The organism is Acidobacteriota bacterium, assembly GCA_016208495.1.
Taxonomy (GTDB): domain Bacteria; phylum Acidobacteriota; class Blastocatellia; order Chloracidobacteriales; family Chloracidobacteriaceae; genus JACQXX01.
On sequence record JACQXX010000056.1, the window covers coordinates 130917 to 148823 of the forward strand.

Consider the following 17907-nt stretch of genomic DNA (forward strand, 5'->3'; position numbering starts at 1 on the left):
TCTTCATTCCCAAAGGGTCAGTCTTCGGCCACGCACACCTTATTCCCGCCAGCGTGTTTGGCCTGATACATAATATGATCAGCTTTGGTTGTGAGTTCATCGGCGGTTTCACCACAAAATTCAGCAACTCCAAAACTGACGGTCACTTCGCCGTGATACTGGCGTTCAACCGCTGCCCGGATGCGCTCCCCGACCTGAGCGGCATCTTTGGCACGGGTGCCAGGCAGGATCAGGACAAATTCATCGCCACCGTACCGAAATGGCAGGTCAACATTGCGCCGAATGGCCTGTTGGACCAATCCACCAATCCATTTCAGTAACAGATCACCCTGCACGTGTCCTTTACTGTCATTAAACTTTTTAAATCCATCAAGATCGAAATAACACAAAACCAGAGGGCTTCGCTGGCGTTCGCTTCGGGAAATTTCCCGGGGGAGGAGCGTTGTGAAATAGCGCTTGTTATAGAGTCCAGTGAGTTCGTCGGTAATACTCAGGCGGTGGAGACGCTCCTGCAAGTTCAACCGTTGGGTGATATCCAGTAAGAGGAACAAATAGCCAGGGCTCTGGCGTGCCCGGAGCGGACGGACCGTGACATAGGCGAAAAAGGTTTCACCATTGTGCCGCACCAGCCGAACATCCGATTCCCACGGTTCATCTGACTGGGTTCGGAAGAGTTCTTCAATCGTGGCCTTAGCACTCGATTCATCAAAGAGCGGTGCCACCTGATTCCCAACCATCTCCTCAGTGCTTCGGCCAAACAGAATCTCCGCGCCACGGCTGAAGGTAATAATGTGGCCCTGGGTGTCGGTCGAGATAATGGCCGTATCAACGGCAACATCAAGCACCGTTTGCAAATATTCGCGAGCGGCCTGGGCATCGTGATAAAGCCGCGTATTGCGGACGGCAACTGAAATCTGCATCGCAATGTCTTCAGCGACGCGGCGGTCAGTCGAATCAAAGGCATGCGGGTCAAGGCTTTCAAATTCAAGCGTGCCGGCGATATTTCCCTCCATCCAGATCGGTGAAACCAGCTTTGAGCGCGACCCGGTGTGATATCCCTTCCAGTTGGTTTGGCGATGGAGGTCGTGGCAAATCACCGTTTGTTGGGTATTCATCACATAGTGAATCAATCCCAGGTCCCCATCGAGCACTGAAGCCCGGATGACAACATCGTTTCCAATTCGACTGGCTAGATAGTGATTTTGCCCTTGTGGTCCGGCCAGAATCGGGAGATAGAGTGCGACAATGTCATAATTGAAGTACCGGCGGACATGATCCACGATATCCGTCAGAATGGTGTCAAATTCGAGGCAACTGGCAACCTGGCGGCCAACTTCATTGATCAGAAAAATCTGGTTATGACTGTGGTGCATGGCATCATAGCGCTGGGCATTGCGCACCCCGATGGCCAGATGGCGGGCCAGATTCTCAATCAACTGAATTTCATGGTCTTTCAGGCGCAGGCTGCGCGGGTGACGCAGGCTCATGGATCCAACCTGATCTTCTTCGCATCTGATCGGCACCGTCAAAATGTTTTCCTGATACAGCGTTTCTTTCTGGAGCGAAGCCGTTGCCAGTTCAATCGAGGCTTCATCGCGGTCCAATGGTCGGATGGTAGGGCGACCCAGTTCTGAAAAGGTGGCTTCAAAACCCAGCGCCGGTTTTTCCAGGTCAATTTCGCTGAGCAGAATGCGGATTTTTTGACAAGGAGTCAGGCGAGTGAGCCCTCGCACGACAGCTTCAACTACTTCCTTGAGGTTCAAAGAGGCATGAATCTGGCTACTGGCCTCGATATAGGCCAGGCTTCGGTGGAAAGCGACATGGTCTGACAGCCGGTCAGTGGCAATGGTCAGAGTTTTTCGAATTGCCTGGCTGGTAAACGGAGGGGTCAGAAAGGTCAATACTCCTTCCTGGCGGGCGCGTGATTCAAGCGCCGGAGTGGGATGATTGAGCAATCCCACGACCGGAACTTCAGGGAGTTTTTGGCGCAGGTACAACAGATCGTCCCAAATGGCTTCGTACCCCAGGGTCAGATCAGCCAGGACATAGTCAAAAGTTTCATCCGCCAGCGTCGCCACCAGAGCAGCACTTTGAGTAATGACATGCAATTGTAAAACTTTGCTCCGACGCAGAGTTCGCTGCAGGTGAGAGGCCACTTCGACACTGGTTCCCATTAACAACACACGTTTGCGGACAGAGAACGGCACCTTTTGAGTTCGGGCTTCTGCAGGCATAAAGAAATGAAGTAGTGGGAACGGCTTTTGGAGCTGAAGAATGGTTGAATGAATGACTTGTGGTTATGCGGACAACTCTAGCGATTTTCCTGGATGGAGCGCAAGCCTTCGTGTTGGATACCTGGGTTTTGGCAATTGATTTCGGAAACCTGACAAAGTGACAAGGTGACAGGGTGACAAGGTGACAGGGTGACAAGGTGACAAGGTGACACAGTGACAAGGTGACAGGGTGACAGGGTGACAAGGTGACAAGGTGACAAGGTGACAAGGTGACAGGGTGACAAGGTGACAGGGTGACACAGTGACAGGGTGACAGGGTGACAGGGTGACAGGTGACAGGGTGATAGAAGGACTTTCAGTAGAGGTAAAATTTATTCTCAATTCTCAATTCTTCATTCCCAAACTTCGAAGGAGGCGAGGGAGACTGGTACAGGCTTTGACAGCAACTGTTGTTTCAGCGGATAATCGGCTATTCCACTACCCCAAATCCCAATCATCACTGAAGGTCTGACTTCCATGACAAACGATGATCAATCCACTCGCCCTGTGCCCCCATCTGCATCACTGACCACTGATCCGCTGATCGGAACTGTGTTTGACGGAAAGTATCAGATACTGGCCAAGCTTGGTGAAGGGGGGATGGGGGCCGTCTATCGAGCGCATCACGTCCATATGGATGTGGATGTGGCGATCAAATTCCTGCATCATAACCTCACGGAAGATCCATCAATTCTTGAACGGTTCAAACGTGAAGCTCGGGCCGCGGTGCGAATCAATCATCCGAATGCCACTGCGGTGATGGATTTTGGGGTCTTGCCCGACAATACCGCTTATTTGGTCATGGAATATCTCGAAGGCGAGTCCCTCCGGGATCGAATTTACCGTCATACCATGACCGCGGCTGAAGCAATTGAGATTTTGTCGGAAGCCTGTGCGGCAGTTGACGCGGCTCACAAACGAGGCGTGATTCACCGTGATCTCAAACCCGACAACATTTTTCTCAAGCGTGAAGCGGATGGGAAGGAACTGGTTAAAGTTCTTGATTTTGGGATTGCCAAACTTCGCGATAAGGGGGAACCCTCGCATGCCAGCTTGACTGAGGCTGGAATGTTGATTGGAACACCCCACTATATGTCACCCGAGCAATGCCACGGGTTGGAATTAGATTCACGGTCGGATGTGTATAGTCTTGGGGTCATCGCCTATGAGTTGTTATCTGGCGAACTTCCGTTTAATGCGCCGACCTCGCTTGGCATTGTGCTCAAACATATCAATGAAGAGCCGCGACCACTCTATATCGTCAATCCGAATATTCCGCGTGAACTGGAAAAGGTTGTGCTGCGGGCGCTCTCCAAACGACCCGATAATCGCCCATCCACGGCTGGCCAGTTTGCACAGGAACTCGAAGCCGCCTGTGCTGGCAACGATGTAGTTTCAACCGCCAATTTGGAAGGGGAGGGGATTGCCTTTCACACCTCAATGCTCAGTAGCCCGGCCCTGGTTGAAGAAGATCGGGCCGAAACCACCGATGCTCCCGCCATTCAGACCAGTTTGATGAGCAGTCCGCTCGGACACGCTGAAACTTCGGATGCGATTTCAGTCTGGCATACCCAGGATGGGGTGCCACGTGAAACGATAGCCAATCGGGCGGCACCGGTCAAAATTCAGGAAAAACCGCGCACGGTACCTCGTGAAGAAAGCGGCACGTTGATTGCATCGTCGAGTTCACTGGCCAAAGCCGAAGCTTATGTTCCAGCCACTGCCAAACCTCAACTGATTGAGCACTCTGGTGGAACACTCAAAATGGGGGCACCCCATCAGCCACCCCGATCACCAGTGGGATCCATTTCCTCAGCGGATGTGCCGGTGCCAAATCCGATCAGCACGATTTTTTCCATCCGGAATATTGCAATCGCGACTATCATGTTCGTCGCACTGGTAACTGGTGTATTGATGGTGCTTCCCAGCTCAGTATTGTTAAAACCAGCCGCTACCATTACTCCTGAGCCACCTCCTCAGCCTCCCAAATTTGTATTGCCTGAAAACATGGTTGAAATCAAAGGTGGGACATTTATGATGGGGCGGAATCCTGGACCGGGTGTTCCTCTGGATGAAACTCCGGCACACCAGGTTTCAGTAAAAGATTTTGCTATTGGGAAATATGAAGTCACATGCAAAGAGTATGCTGAGTTTATTAAAGACAGCGGGTACCCAGCCCCATCAAACTGGAAAGACAACCGCTATGCCCCAGGCGAAGAGAACTTACCTGTAACAAATGTTTCATGGGAGGATGCCACCAAATATTGTGAGTGGTTGGCGAAGAAAACAGGGCTTTCCTATCGGCTCCCGACTGAGGCTGAATGGGAGTATGCGGCTCGTTCAGATGATCAGCGGATTTATCCTTGGGGGAATACCTTCTACACAGATAATGCCAATACCTTTGAATTAAGTCTAAAGCGCCCACTTGAAATCAATTCACCCAAACACGCAGACGACAAAAGTGCCTTTGGGGTTTTGGGAATGGCTGGGAACGTTTCGGAGTGGGCAGCAACTGATTACTCGCCATATCCTCAAAGTAAGGCCCCTCCAGACCCAAATCTGGGGAAACGTCAATTAAAGATCACTCGTGGTTCAAATTTTTGGGGAGTAAAAACCAATGCAACCACAACATACCGGCAATGGGATCAACCAACGGTAAGGCAACCTTATATTGGATTTAGACTTGTACTTGATTTGCCGAAAGACCAGAAATAGGTTGAGGACAATTTGATGGAATTTCTAACGTGTTAATGCTGTGTCGAATCAGTTTTTCTTTGTAAAATATTGTAGGAGTCTAAGTTGTTTTACCTTCTCATGCTTCGATCTGTATTTATATTTCTGGTTTTTATCTGCACGGTACCGGTTTACGGGCAAAAACCAGTACTTGTTGTCCGCAATCCTGGCAAACCCAATACTCCACCTCCCAAACCTCGGGTTGGAAAGACGAACTTGGCCATTTCAACCACCCCAGCCGAAGCCGAAGTTTACGTCAACGGCGACAAGTCTGGGGTTTCCGATTCGACCGGCTCTCTCATTCTTGAATTTACTCCCAACCGCACCTACCAGATCGAAGTCCGCAAACCTGAGTATGAGCCGTTTGTCAAATCATACCGGCCACAGGTGAATAAAACCGAAGTTTTACCGGTCCGGTTGGTGGCCAAATTTGCCCCGCTGGTATTGGCCGGTGTTCCTGAAGGCGCCAGTTTGATGCTCGATACCCAGCCCGTCAAACTTGAAGACCTGCAGGTTGATGGGAAACAAATCACATTTCCAAAGCTCGCGACCGGGACGCACACCTTGCGCATTGAACATGCCGACTGGATGCCCTGGGAAGACAAAGTTGAGGTTCGGCCAGATGACCCAAATGGTAATGTTGTTAGCCCTCCTCTGATTGCAGCACTGGTCAAAGTTACGATTGCGTCGGTAGTTGGGGCGACCGTGTATGTGGATGACGCTGATCGGGGAACGATCACCCCGGATGGCTCGCTGGTGATTCCAAATGTTCGACCGGGCGTGCGTACGATTCGCGTGGTCAAAGATGATTACTTTGAGACCAAATTGACCGAAACTCTGGCGGTTGGGGAAAAATCACTCAAGATTGACCTGACACCGATTCCGTCTTCGGCTGAATTCAGCGACCGGTTTAACGCTGGGCTTGGCAAGTGGGAAGCCCCTGCTGGCTGGACGGTTAACAAAGGGCTCGTCGTCAAAGGCGAAGGCACCGGGCAGCCAATGGACAAGGTGTATCGTGACTTTGATGTGGACTTCGATATCCAGTTCTTAAATGGGAAAGGGGCTTCGTGGGTGGTCCGGGCACGCACCACCAATGCCTATGTATTTTATCTTTCGGGCCCAGGCGGGAAGTATCCAGGTGAGTTTCGGGGCTATGTTTCTCGCAACGGGCAACTGGATCTGGACAAACCAATTGAAGCGCCCCCAATTTTGACCGACATCAAACCAAATTTGTATTACCACGTGCATATTGAAGTTCGCGGCAACCGGATCAAACACGAACTGATTCCCAGTTCCGGGCCCGATGCTGGTCAAGTGATGCCGCTTGGTTTTTTAGAAGACCCACAAAACAGCTTTAAACTCGGGAATTTTGGCTTCCGAACTGTGCAGGGAGAAGAATTCCAGGTCAATGCGTTTTTTATTAAACCTCTGGATGCAAAGTAAGGATTTCGTTCCATACTCAACTGGAAGAAAACGAAAAGGGAACTCACACCTGTGAGTTCCCTTTCGTTTTACAATTCTCAGTCTTTAGACTGACGGGTTATCCTTTGAGCTTTTTCTTGGCTTCGGGATAAGCGAGGGCTGTTTCCAGGTTTGGCAATGGCTGTTTTGCCAGCTCCGTGTAGATGAGTTTGGCATTTTCCTTGTCGCCTGATTTTTCATAGGCGCGAGCCAGCAATAACCGATGGAACTGGTCGGTTTGATCGGCCTGTTTCAGATGTTCAACCGCGGCTGGAATCTCACCTTTTTCAAGTTTGATATACCCTGCCACATAGTGGTATGACGTCCAGTATTGTTTGCCCTTATCACCACCTTCCTCGATCATTTTCTTGATCAATTCAGCTTCCTTCCAGGCTTCATCATATTTTCCAAGTTTCGCCAGTGCCCGGGCACGTCCATGATGCATGCGGCCAAACCAGGTTTTCTTGTCATCTTCATTCAAATTGCTGCCTGGGACGCTTTCATAGCCTTTTTCATAGGCTTTGATCGCCGCTTCCGCATTACCAGATTCAAGGTTGATTCGGCCAATCGAATTCCAGATAAACACTGGCGGGAAAAATTTAGGTGCTTCCGATTTGATGTACTCGGCATAAAAGGCTTCCAGGTGTTTGATCGCCTTTTCGTGTTTTCCTTCATACACATCGGCGTACACCAGACCATAGTGGGCATTAAACGGCATCGCACCAGGTGCTTTTTTGCTCAGGGCTGCTTTAAAGAGTTCACGGGCCTGGCTGAATTGACCGTCCATCAGCGCCACATTTCCCAGAAATCCATGAACCCGGGCTGTGCTGGCGTCGAGTTGACGTGCTTTTTCAAAGGCTGCCTTTGCATCGGCGCGGTTTCCTGTATTGACCGAGACCTGCCCCAGCATCATTTGAACCATGCGTTCATCTGGAAATTGGGTTGCGAGTTCTTTGAGAATCGGCAGAGCTTCCGTCGCTTTTTGTTGGCGGATCAGTTGAACCGCTTCCAGATACCGACGTTCGCCATCCGAGGCTTTTTTGCCAAGATCAAATGCTTTTTGAACGACTGGAACTGGATCCTGTGGCGGAGTCATCGTCACACCATAAATATAAGTGGCCAGGGCATAGTCTGGGTCGAGATCAATGGCTTTCTTGGCCAGTTTATTGATTTGTGGGGGGAGGGCGTAATTTTCAAGGGCCAGAATTGCCTGATCAAAATACTGTTTGGCTTCTTTGGATTTGGTCGTGTGATTAAATTTGCTGCCGCCTGCGGGGGCTGCCCAAACGGAAACGGTTCCGAGCATGAGTGTCAGAGCGAGCATGCCGAGGGAACGATACAGGGTTACTGCTTTCATGACTGAGTCCTCTTCTCTGAAGATGTGTCGTGGTCGGTTATGACCAGGTTGGTGCGAACACTACGAGTTTTGGCCTGTTTTGAAACGCACCACGACCCTGGTCAGGCAGTCAATTGACTGCCTGATAAGCAAGGTCGGGTGTGGAAAATTGGTGTGATAAACAGCGGTTGAGTGGGGAAATCTTACTCTTCCTGCTTCGGACGTGGTTTGCTGGGAAAGTGGTTTAACCCCAGCCGGGCGGCGGTGCCATCACTCAGATCAATAATGGATGCCGCATTGATTGCTGCCGCGATGCAGATGGTTTCGCTGATTTCTTCTTTGGTGGCGCCAAGTTCGAGGGCTTTTTTCATATGGCCGTCAATACAGCCTTCGCACTTGGCAACGAGAGAGGCCGCAATGGAGATCAATTCCTGGACTTTCGGGGACAATACCCGGCGCTCCGGGGTGAAGTACAGCTCTTTATAATAAGCGCCGTACACTTTCTTCATCCGTGGCTCAAGCATTGAGTAGGATGTTGATTCAGTGTTGGTAACTGGAATCAATGGTTCTGACTGGGCTTCTTTGTCAACCGGAGTGCCATTCACGGGTAATTCTGCGACGTTGATTTTACTCATAACTAAAAAGTCTCCTGAAATTCGAACGGAAAAGGCGGCCTGGAACATCAACATGCCGGAACACAAACCTATTTAAGGTTCAGTTTTTCGGTCATCAACCGGTTGCCATAGTGCACCTTGAATGCGACATCGCTTTTGTCAGATGCCAGATCAATTTTCAATTCATCAATCAAGGTGTCACCTTTTTCGAAAGTCACCGCTTTCTTGGCAACTTCAACCACATCTTTGGGGGTTTCGGTAAACACATTGCCATCCTGCAAGAACGTTCCGGTGCTATTGGGTTTGAAGGAGGCAATCGAGAGGGTCATTGGGGTCTCACCGTTTTTCGGCGTGATGTACATCACATAATCGCCAGGAACGATTTCTGTGCCGTTAAATTTGGCTTTGACGCCAAGTTTCAGGTGGGCAAACGGCCAGGTACGCTTGCTGTAGTATTGATTTCCGCCGTTTTCAATATACCCAAAGGTTGTTTCGCCCCAGGGCAGATTCAGGTAGCGAACTTCAACGCCAGTTTTGTTTTTCCCAACAGCGGCGGTAGCGCTTTGAATTTTGGTTGCTTTCCGTTTGTCCTGTTTAGCGAGGGCAACGGCAGTAAATGAGGTGCAAATGGTGATGATCAAGGCAAATATTGCCGAACGCACGAGACTTGAGTGTGCAGACTTCATCTGTGGAAATCCTTTCTGATTTTGACGAATAGACGTGTGTGTGATTGGTTTGATGTGTGGATATCGCGCGGTACGTGGAAATGCAATATCCGGTTGCGCCTCAAAAGGCTTTTTACAAAATGCTTACATGTTGGGCTAAGTTTTTTACATACTGATACTTCTGAGAAATTGAGCCACAATTTTTTGATACTCCCGAGGGGCGACTTCATAGGCGTGGCCGTGGCGGGCACCCGCGACAATGAACTTTTGTTTAAGCGGGTTGCGGGCGGCGGTAAAGAGCGGCTCCAACACAGTTTCATTCGGCATGCGGGTATCTTCGCCACTGCCAATAAATAAAATTGGACAGGAGATTTGGCCCACGGCTGCCCGAACGTCATAGTCGTCCGGAGCAAACCCCAGCCGCCAGGCTGTGATCCATAATAAAATCGGTGCAAAGGGAAACGTCGGGAGGTTCATCATTGAGACGTGATGGTATACCGCATCCCGCAGGGAAAGAAAGCTACTCTCCGCAATCACCGCCCGGATGTTTTGGGCTTCGGCGGCGGCCATCAGCGTTGACGCCGCACCCATTGAAATTCCCAGAAGGACAATCTGGGTTTGCGGCGTACGCGTTCTGACATACTCAATTGCCGCCAGGATGTCCCGCCGTTCATAAAACCCAATTGACGAAAACTCTGCCCGGCTTTGTCCGTGATGGCGCATGTCAAAGAGGAGCACGCTGTTCCCGGCTTTCCAGAAATCAACCCCGCGCTGCAGCCCTTCATACCTGGATCGAAACTGGCCATGAGCAATGATAAACGTGGTATTGGTGCTTGTGTTGGGGAGATACCAGCCGGAAACTTGATTTCGATCAGAAGCGGTAAAGGTTACATTCTCAAACGAAGCGCCATGCACCGCTGGCGTGTCTTTTCGATTCCGCTCGTCAGGACGGGTGGGTGGTTTGGTAATAAATAAACTGAGCAAATACGGCACAATCAAGAAAATAAAGATAGCCAGCATGAGCGTAACTCGAATTCCGGCCCGCATTACACGGTAGCCAAAGGTGAGTTCCTGATGGCGGTGGTCAAGTCTGGCCTGTGGATCGTGAACCCACTGAATGCTCTTCCAGGCCAGAAGCGTTAACCCGGCACAAAATAAACCCACGCCCACAAAGCCAAATCCTCGGTAAAGTTCGGCCCCAGCAACGGCAGCAGTTGCAATTCCAAGCTGAGAAGACCCGTTTCGGAGTGCCACATATGCGGCGCGTTCTTCAGGTTTGACGAGTTCGGTGATGAGTGCCTGAAGGGGAGCAACCCGGAGCGAAGCCAGAAAAGCCGCCAGTCCAATCAGAATAAAAAGGGTCGTACTCCAGTGAAACGTGGGCACGATCAGCAGCAATACAACCATTCCCAGGCTGCTGCGGACGGCGACCTGTTGTTTGCCAAACCGGTCAGCCATCACACCGCCAATGGCTCCACCGACAACCGCTCCAAGTCCTGCCGTGGCATAAATTAAGCCCACCTGATTGGAAGTGGTATGAAACGCATCTGAGAGCCATGTTCCAAGGTAGGTGGTAAACCCAACCAGCCCACCAGAAACAAAAAAGGCGCTGATGATTCCAACTGCCGTCGAACGGGAACGGGTGGCCATTTCCCAGAGGGTTTTCAACGGAGAGACAGGTGTGGGTTCAGTGGATCCGGCAGCCGGGGCCGATGAATGCCCCAGCCCGCTATCAGGCAAGGGAAACATTCGTACCAGCAGACCCGCCAGGGCGACGAGTACGGCTGAAACGCCAAACACCACACGCCAGCTATACAGTCCCGTCAGGTACGTTCCAAGCGGAACCCCCAACACTGGCGCCAGAAAGTAACTGACAGCCACGCCGCTCATTTGCTTTCCGCGTTTGGCATAACTCGAAGCATTGGCGAGAGCCGCAATAGCCAGTGCCGAAATCAACCCGCCCGCCAGCCCGGCAAGCGACCGCGCCAGAAAAAAAACGGAAACGTGGGGGGCAAAAGCAGCAAGAAGGCTGGCGGCTGAAAAAATCAAGGCGGCAATCGGAAGCCAGGTGCCTGGGCGGATTCGGCGACTGTAGCGGCCTAATCCGAGGGCCACGGCAGCCGCAGCCAGCGAATACCCAGTCACGCTGGCCGCCACCGTGGGCTTGGCCGCGTGGAGGCCAAAGGCGATTTGCGGGGTGATGGCGCCGACGACCTGCGAGTCAATCAGCGCAACAAGGATGAGTAAACAGGCTGCCAGAACGGCAAAGCGTGAAGTAGGAATCGGTTCGGAAGACTCCGAGACAGGGGACGTCATAAGTGCTGGTTTTAGTGTCTGGTGCTGGTTGGTGGTTGAGGTGGAGAAAAAATCGCAATTTGCGTGCTGACGAATGAAGCATTCTTTCTGAGAGGGAAATCAACACGCAAATTGTAAAATCTCAAAACTCAATCACCCACGAATTTGTTCACTTGATTCGCACCGTGACACTTTTGGCCTGGCTGCTATTTCCAGCGGCGTCTTTGGCCTGCACTTGAATGACCCCAGTTGAGGTTTTTGGCAATGAACGGGGAACGGTCCAGGAAAAAGTCTGAGCATTCCCGGCCAGCCCACTCACAATGACGGTTGAAAAGGTGACTGCGTCGCTGGCATAGCGGAGATCATGCGATTGTACCCCCACGTTATCCGAAGATTGCCAGCCAATCACCAGTTCCGGGTCCACTTTGCGTTTCACCCTGGTTTTTGAAAGGGTGACGTTTGTGATGACTGGAGATTGCGTGTCAGGTGGCGGAGGTTCTTCAGCCGTTCCAATTGAAAATGTTCCTGACCGCCCAGTGATTTCGCGACCGGTTGAGTCAACGGCTTCTATTTCCACATAGGCTTCATTGGCGATTTTTCCAGCGGGCAAGGCGACCATAAATCGTCGAACGTTTCCCGAAAGTCCCGAGGCAATGAGTGACTCAACCAGCGCGCCATTCCGATTTTCAACCAGTGTCAGAGTTTGGGTGGTCAAAACGGTTTGATTAGGGAGCACCATCCATTCAATCTCCAGTTGAGTTGTCGCGCTGGTGTTCACCTCAAGCCCCGAAGCCGGTGATCTCATCACAAAGCGAGGATCCGTGATTTTATTCGTGTCAGGGCCGACATAAATCATTGTCAACTGGTTGCCCATTGTGACGATACCTGGATCTCCGCCCATGGTGTTGGTAAAGGTTGGCGCTGTCCATTGAAACCCATCCTCGGAAAATGACCACCAGCTCCCACGACCTGAGCTGGTCCCATAAAACCGCATGCCGTTTTGAACCGCCACCAGATTTCCAGTCCAATTGACTCCATTAACAGAAGGAATGGTTGTGGCCTGGGTGAAGTTTAATCCATCGGTTGAAATCGCGTGTAAGGCGCCATCTTCGGGCCGCCCGGCGGGTGCACACAGATGCCACTGCTCGCCAAGCTGGAGCACCGCACAGTCAAACAGTCGTTTCCCTTCCACGCCAAACCGGATGCCTTCTTCAAATTGATAGTGAATGCCATCACTGGAAATCGCTGAAAAGAATGCGGAAACCGGTATTTCCCCGCCAGGTTGACCGAGCAGGTGCGACGTGTAATACAGCCGAAATCGGCCATCCGGCAGCACGACCAGGGTTGGGTCGTAGGGCCGTTGTAAATTTGATGGAAATCCCTGGATTTGAACTGGTTGGGGCTCCAACCAGGTTTGGCCGTCTTCCGAGATCATCACCGCAACTTTGTCAAAATACGCCTGATGTTCCGTATCGAGCGGAAACCACTGAAAAACAGCGAGATAGCGTCCAGTCTTATCCTGGATGACACAGGGAACGCCCGCCCGTTCGGTCAGCAGGGTGGCTGGTTCAAACTGGGTGCCGTCGGTGCTGCGGGTAATCCACAAATCACGTTCCCACGGGCCACCTGAGGGGGGTGGCGGTTGTTGACCCAAACAGAGTAAGGACCCAGTCCAAAAACAGAAGAAAAACAGCACAAGGGGAAGTCTCATAGAGTGTTTACAGCCTGAATGAAAAGTTGCTTTCCGGTGAAGTTGGAAGAAGGTGGGATGTGTAACGTACAACTGATGGGACGGCTGATTTTGGTCAAAAAAGTAGGCTGTTCTGCAGTTCCCAGTGATTTCAAAAAAATATTCCCAATTTCTGAAACAATATGTAATGAATTTTTGATTCTCATCACTACTGGGACAAGCCAAAAATGGGTAATTCGTTTCTCCACAGGCAGATTGAGTTTTCCTATAGGATCCGAACAATTATGAAAATTATTGATTTGTCACAGGAAACCGGCGAAGTGTTGCTGGATATGAGCCAGTCATATTGGATCAAAGGATTGATTTTAAACACCATCCACCATCGTAGAGAGAGGGAAGTCCCTTGCAACCAAACCCTTGTAGTTTCTGCCTCTCCGCTTGTCTGTGATGCCCAAATGGACACAGGTTCAGGCAATGGGACACCGACTGTTGACCACACACTGACCAATCCTAATCAGGTAACTCGCTTTCAACCGAATCGAACTCACCGCCGTCGGCCCTAATTTTAAATCCTCGTACAGTAGGAATGGAAAGAATCAGGCTGGCATAAAGACAAAAATATCATTGGCTGAGCTTGAATTTTGATTGAGTGCCATGAAATTGATTTAATTTAGTTTGTGTCTACAGGGGACTACAACCGTGATCTTGAATTGTTCAACCCACTCACAGATTCCTGGCATTCTGACCAGTCCTTTATTTTCAGGTTATAGCAGTTTTCAGTTGAATGAAGTACAAGAAATTCTTGAATTCAAATGATTTCCAGAGCATATCTGGTAGGTTGTTCCTGCTTCTACCGGATTTTGTGTTGGGCCAGGCCGGTGTTGAAAATAAAGGACTTGTCAGTACCACCCGCATGAGCGGGTGGGATTGGAAGCCATCTGACCCACCCACTGACGCGGGTGGTACTGACTTCCTGGCACTCCTGATTTGTCCGCAACACAAAATCCGGTAGAAGCAGAGTTGTTCATTTAAGAACTGCTATCGGAAAACGCCATTTAATCCCCCTAAAAAACAACCAGCAGTTTCTGGCATAGTATTTGAACTTGGAAGAGCACCCATTCATCAAATTTAAATTGTGAGGTCGCTTGCTTCCATGAGTTTCTTTCAAAAAACCAACCTTCCTTCATCTGAAACGGTAGTTAATCAAACCCAGAACGTGCTGAATCAATATTTACCCAAAATTCAACATGTGTTTCAGAAACATATCAAACCGGGCGTTCTCACCGCCGCCCAAAATGACAACGTGCTGCAGCCAGTGTGCAAGCTGGCGTACAGCACGCTTCCTTTTCCCGTCAGATTGATTGTTTCCGAGGATAAATTTGTGGATTTTTGTTTGGCCAACCGGGATAAACTGGTTGCTCCAGCCGTGGCTATTTGATCTTAAAATTGGCGTTACTGGCGTCTTCACCAGTATTTCCAGCCGCATCACGGGCAACAATTTTGATTCGGGCTTGCTTGGCTTTGGGTTTACTTTCGGACCAGATGAAAGATCGGGCTGAGCCTTCAAGCCCAGTCACCACGGTGATGGGGAAAGTGGCGCCACCATCGGTTGAAAGCAGAATCGAATGGGTTGTGACCGCGACATTGTCATCCGATGACCAGTTGATGGCAAACGGCTGGGCAGATTTCACTTTTTCTTTTCCGTTGGGTGAAAGAACCGTGACTTGAGGCGGTGTTGTATCGTCCGGCGGTGGCGGTTCCGAATTCAAGACCAGATTGCGGCAAAATTCAGAGGTGTTGCCTTTGTCATCCGTCGCAGTGGCGGTCAATGCCTGGGCTCCAGCCGGAATCGTGATGGTGACGTTAAAAAGTGTTTCCTTGTCCATATTAAACGACGTCACAAACTGTTTCCCCTGACCAAACCCTGATGGATCAGGATCCGCCACAAAAATTTCGACCTGACTTCCCAAATTCGATTGGCCGGTAACGCGGAGTTGAGTACTGGAAATCGTCTCAAAGGTCTGCAGGGCGGCAAAGTTCATGAGTTCGTTGGCGCCTTCGTCTTCATCACCCAGATCATTGGCGGTGACACCATTGATTCCCAAATCAATGCCTAGTTCTGCGTTTTTAAAAATGGAGTTGCGTGCAATTCGATTTCTGGTGGTTGGTGAATCCTGAACATTGTTGATCACGCCAACTCCTGCCCGCCGATTAAAGGCAATCACATTGCCGGCGCCACTCTCATTGCCCCCAACCAGATTGCTGTTGGCACCGTCAAGAAAAATGACCCCAAATCCATCGTTCGCCAAAGCTGTTTGGCCTGTGGCATCCACCCCGATGAGGTTGCCCTGGATGAGGTTGGCGGTTGCTTTTTCAGTGAAGCCGACAAAGATGCCATTGCGGCCATTGCCTGAAACCTGATTCCCTTCGCCTGCGACCAACCCTCCGATTCTATTTGCCGAACCGCCGACCGTGATGCCATCCAATCCATTTGGAATGGCTGTGGTCCCTGTCAGATTGGTACCAATCCGATTTCCAGTGACTGTGTTTTTGTCGCCAGTCATCACCAACCCATCACCACCCTGGATGCCTCCATTTCCGGAAATCACATTTCCGATGATTTGTGTTTCAAGCCCTTCAACACTGATTCCGGCAATCCTTTGATTCCCAGTACCCGTCACGGCAGCCTCGCCATTTGCCGCCGGACCAATCAGATTGTTTTGAATCAAATTCCCCTGGGTTTGAAAGCCAGAAACCTGGATACCAATTTCAGTATTTCCAGAAATGACATTGCGCTCCGTTGCGGCGGGTCCACCGATCTGATTCCCGTTACTTTCATTGATGATGACCCCGCGCGTGTTGGGAGCGCTTTGGACCCCATCCGGGCCAATCCCAATAAAGCATCCGAAAACTTTATTGGACGAAGCCCCTTCACCTTCAAAGGCGATTCCAACAGCTCCATCTCCCCCTCGAAAATTGATGACGCCTAATCCACGGATGGTATTCCGGCTCGTGGAAACAAGCAGCCCGGCATTGAGGCCACGTTCACCACTGATAAAAATTTCCGGTCCCTGAGGGTTGGTATCTCCCACCATTGTGGTCTGGATGGTGCCGTCAATGGTGACATCGCTCGCATTGAGTGCCGGATATTGAACTGGCGGTCGAAAGATGACGGTTCCATTTGAAAAGCCGGGGTCAGTGCGTGGGACATTAAACACGATCCGGTTGCCAGAGGTGATTTTGGCCAATGCAAATCGGAGCGAGCCTGGAGTTGGATTGGCATTGTCTCCATTATCCGTGGTGGTGGTCACGACCATGTCTCCCTGAGCTGATACCCAGGGAAGGAAGTTGTTCCACAGGTGTGCCGCCAGGGTAACCAACACCAGCACTGTAAAAACACGAAGAACGCGAAAGGGGGGAAGTGGACGCATCGAATCCTCCACGGAATGAAGAATGAAGAAACCACTGGTGGTTAGTGGTTAGTGGTTAGTGGTTAGAAATCAACACTTTCGAAGAAGAGTCAGCCACCAAAAACCAGAAATGAAGAATTGAGAATGAAATCAATTCGAAGATAGAAGCTTTTGCTTTCTTCAGCCCCAAGCCCTGAGCCCTGAGCCCGAGGATTTTTCAGCCTTCAACAGAGCCGAAAGACCAAAGAGCATCCAGGTTTGTGACCAGCGAAGATAAGAGATTCGATTAGTGTATAGCGGTGTCTTTTGAAAGTAAAAGTAACCTTTAGGAGAACGCATATTTTTGAGCGTCCAATCAAGGCACGATTCGAGGCGTTCCTGGGCTAACGCGTCCTGATGCTTCAATTGTGCCAGTGTCACAAACGCCTGGGCGGCGGCATGGATATCAATCGGATACAGGCGGTTGTGGTAGTACTTTGGCTTCCCATCCGGCAAGAAAAAGAACCGACAATAAAAATGAAAGCCCTGGTCAATGGCCTGAGCGGCTTCGGGGAAATCGGCAAACCGGCGAATTTCATCCAGACAGATGAGATTGAACCCGGTGTGGAAACTGTCAATCCATTGCTGGTTCGAAGCTTCACCATAGGGCCACGAACCATCCTTTCGCTGGTGACGAATGCTGAATCTGGCTGCTCCCATTGCGGCTTTCCGGAGTGCCGGTTCCTGCGTGAAGGAATACACTCGTGCCAGCAGGGCCGCGCCGAGCAAACTGGCGTTATGCACGCGGGTTTGGTCAAGCTGGGTATAACTAAAGCAGAAAGTAGATGGGTCGTGTTGGTCTGGTGTCCGGGCCAGATCTTTGAGAATAAAATCACACGCCTGACGGGCTGTATCGAGATACCTGGTGTCACCAAACCGCTCATACGCATCGAGATACGCCTGAGCCACAAACGTGGTGCAGACAACGGAGGGTGACCCTTGTGGAACGAAAAAAGCGCGAGATTGCCAGTCAAACGGGTAGCCCCAGGCGGTGCCGCTGCATCCAGTCGAGCGCATTCCATCAAGTTCGGCGAGCAACGCACGGGCGTGATCTTCAAATCGCTTTGGAGCCTCGCCTTGTGATGCGGCCCAGGCAGCCCGTCTCAGCAAAGCCCGAACCGCCAGCCCATGTCCTTTTGGATTTGCGCATTTCGCGACACCAACCACGGATCGGAAATTGATTGGCGAACGCTTGCACAATTGAATCCAGGCAATCCGGGCCAGTTTCCCCGGAAGTGGTATGTACTGCCAGAGGGTGGCATTCAATCCATCATAAGGATCATGCCCACACCAGTTTTCCTGGATGCAATAGTCGGCCAGTCGGTCAAAATGGTGCTGAACGTCGGTCAGATTCATAGTTGGGGCTGAAAAATCCTCGGGCTCAGGGCTTG

General features: G+C 50.8%; 13 protein-coding genes. 4 read left to right on the top strand and 9 right to left on the bottom strand.

Annotation, left to right across the window (positions count from 1 at the left end; all coding sequences use genetic code 11):
- Nucleotides 1–17: 17 nt before the first annotated feature.
- Both HY774_10260 and HY774_10265 read right to left on the bottom strand, forming a co-directional pair.
- The gene (locus HY774_10260) at nucleotides 18–2234 is read right to left on the bottom strand and encodes a diguanylate cyclase (GenBank protein MBI4748861.1); all 2217 of its coding nucleotides are present in this window, start codon (nucleotides 2232–2234) and stop codon (nucleotides 18–20) included.
- A gap of 63 nt (nucleotides 2235–2297) precedes the next feature.
- Entirely contained in the window at nucleotides 2298–2534 is a 237-nt protein-coding gene (locus HY774_10265) for a hypothetical protein (GenBank protein ID MBI4748862.1), read from the bottom strand.
- Between the two features lie 216 nt (nucleotides 2535–2750).
- On the opposite strand from HY774_10265, the gene HY774_10270 reads away from it, so the two are divergent.
- Together HY774_10270 and HY774_10275 are read left to right on the top strand one after the other, a co-directional pair.
- Nucleotides 2751–4988 carry an SUMF1/EgtB/PvdO family nonheme iron enzyme gene (locus tag HY774_10270; GenBank protein MBI4748863.1) on the top strand — a complete coding sequence of 746 codons (2238 nt, stop codon included), beginning with the start codon at nucleotides 2751–2753 and terminating at the stop codon, nucleotides 4986–4988.
- A gap of 84 nt (nucleotides 4989–5072) precedes the next feature.
- Nucleotides 5073–6449 carry a PEGA domain-containing protein gene (locus tag HY774_10275; GenBank protein ID MBI4748864.1) on the top strand — a complete coding sequence of 459 codons (1377 nt, stop codon included), beginning with the start codon at nucleotides 5073–5075 and terminating at the stop codon, nucleotides 6447–6449.
- 97 nt (nucleotides 6450–6546) lie between these two features.
- Here HY774_10275 and HY774_10280 read toward each other — a convergent pair whose 3' ends face one another.
- The 5 genes from HY774_10280 to HY774_10300 form a co-directional block, all read right to left on the bottom strand.
- Nucleotides 6547–7824: a tetratricopeptide repeat protein gene (locus tag HY774_10280; GenBank protein MBI4748865.1), complete on the bottom strand. Its 1278-nt coding sequence runs from the start codon at nucleotides 7822–7824 to the stop codon at nucleotides 6547–6549.
- A gap of 182 nt (nucleotides 7825–8006) precedes the next feature.
- Nucleotides 8007–8438, bottom strand: a complete 432-nt coding sequence (locus tag HY774_10285) for a carboxymuconolactone decarboxylase family protein (protein MBI4748866.1) — start codon at nucleotides 8436–8438, stop codon at nucleotides 8007–8009.
- A 68-nt stretch (nucleotides 8439–8506) separates the two neighbouring features.
- On the bottom strand, nucleotides 8507–9103 hold the full coding sequence (locus HY774_10290; protein ID MBI4748867.1) for a hypothetical protein: 597 nt from the start codon (nucleotides 9101–9103) through the stop codon (nucleotides 8507–8509).
- Between the two features lie 144 nt (nucleotides 9104–9247).
- Complete coding sequence (locus tag HY774_10295; protein MBI4748868.1) at nucleotides 9248–11398, bottom strand: MFS transporter; 2151 nt, start codon at nucleotides 11396–11398, stop codon at nucleotides 9248–9250.
- A gap of 148 nt (nucleotides 11399–11546) precedes the next feature.
- Complete coding sequence (locus HY774_10300) at nucleotides 11547–12983, bottom strand: hypothetical protein (GenBank protein ID MBI4748869.1); 1437 nt, start codon at nucleotides 12981–12983, stop codon at nucleotides 11547–11549.
- 368 nt (nucleotides 12984–13351) lie between these two features.
- On the opposite strand from HY774_10300, the gene HY774_10305 reads away from it, so the two are divergent.
- Together HY774_10305 and HY774_10310 are read left to right on the top strand one after the other, a co-directional pair.
- Nucleotides 13352–13630 (top strand): hypothetical protein, encoded by a 279-nt coding sequence (locus tag HY774_10305; GenBank protein ID MBI4748870.1) that lies wholly within the window; start codon nucleotides 13352–13354, stop codon nucleotides 13628–13630.
- 590 nt (nucleotides 13631–14220) lie between these two features.
- Nucleotides 14221–14505: a hypothetical protein gene (locus HY774_10310; protein ID MBI4748871.1), complete on the top strand. Its 285-nt coding sequence runs from the start codon at nucleotides 14221–14223 to the stop codon at nucleotides 14503–14505.
- Here HY774_10310 and HY774_10315 read toward each other — a convergent pair.
- Both HY774_10315 and HY774_10320 read right to left on the bottom strand, forming a co-directional pair.
- Nucleotides 14498–16498, bottom strand: coding sequence for a hypothetical protein (locus tag HY774_10315; GenBank protein ID MBI4748872.1), 2001 nt, complete (start codon nucleotides 16496–16498; stop codon nucleotides 14498–14500). The two genes, HY774_10310 and HY774_10315, sit on opposite strands and share 8 nt — an antisense overlap.
- 159 nt (nucleotides 16499–16657) lie before the next feature.
- Nucleotides 16658–17872: a delta-aminolevulinic acid dehydratase gene (locus tag HY774_10320; GenBank protein MBI4748873.1), complete on the bottom strand. Its 1215-nt coding sequence runs from the start codon at nucleotides 17870–17872 to the stop codon at nucleotides 16658–16660.
- Nucleotides 17873–17907 lie beyond the last annotated feature (35 nt).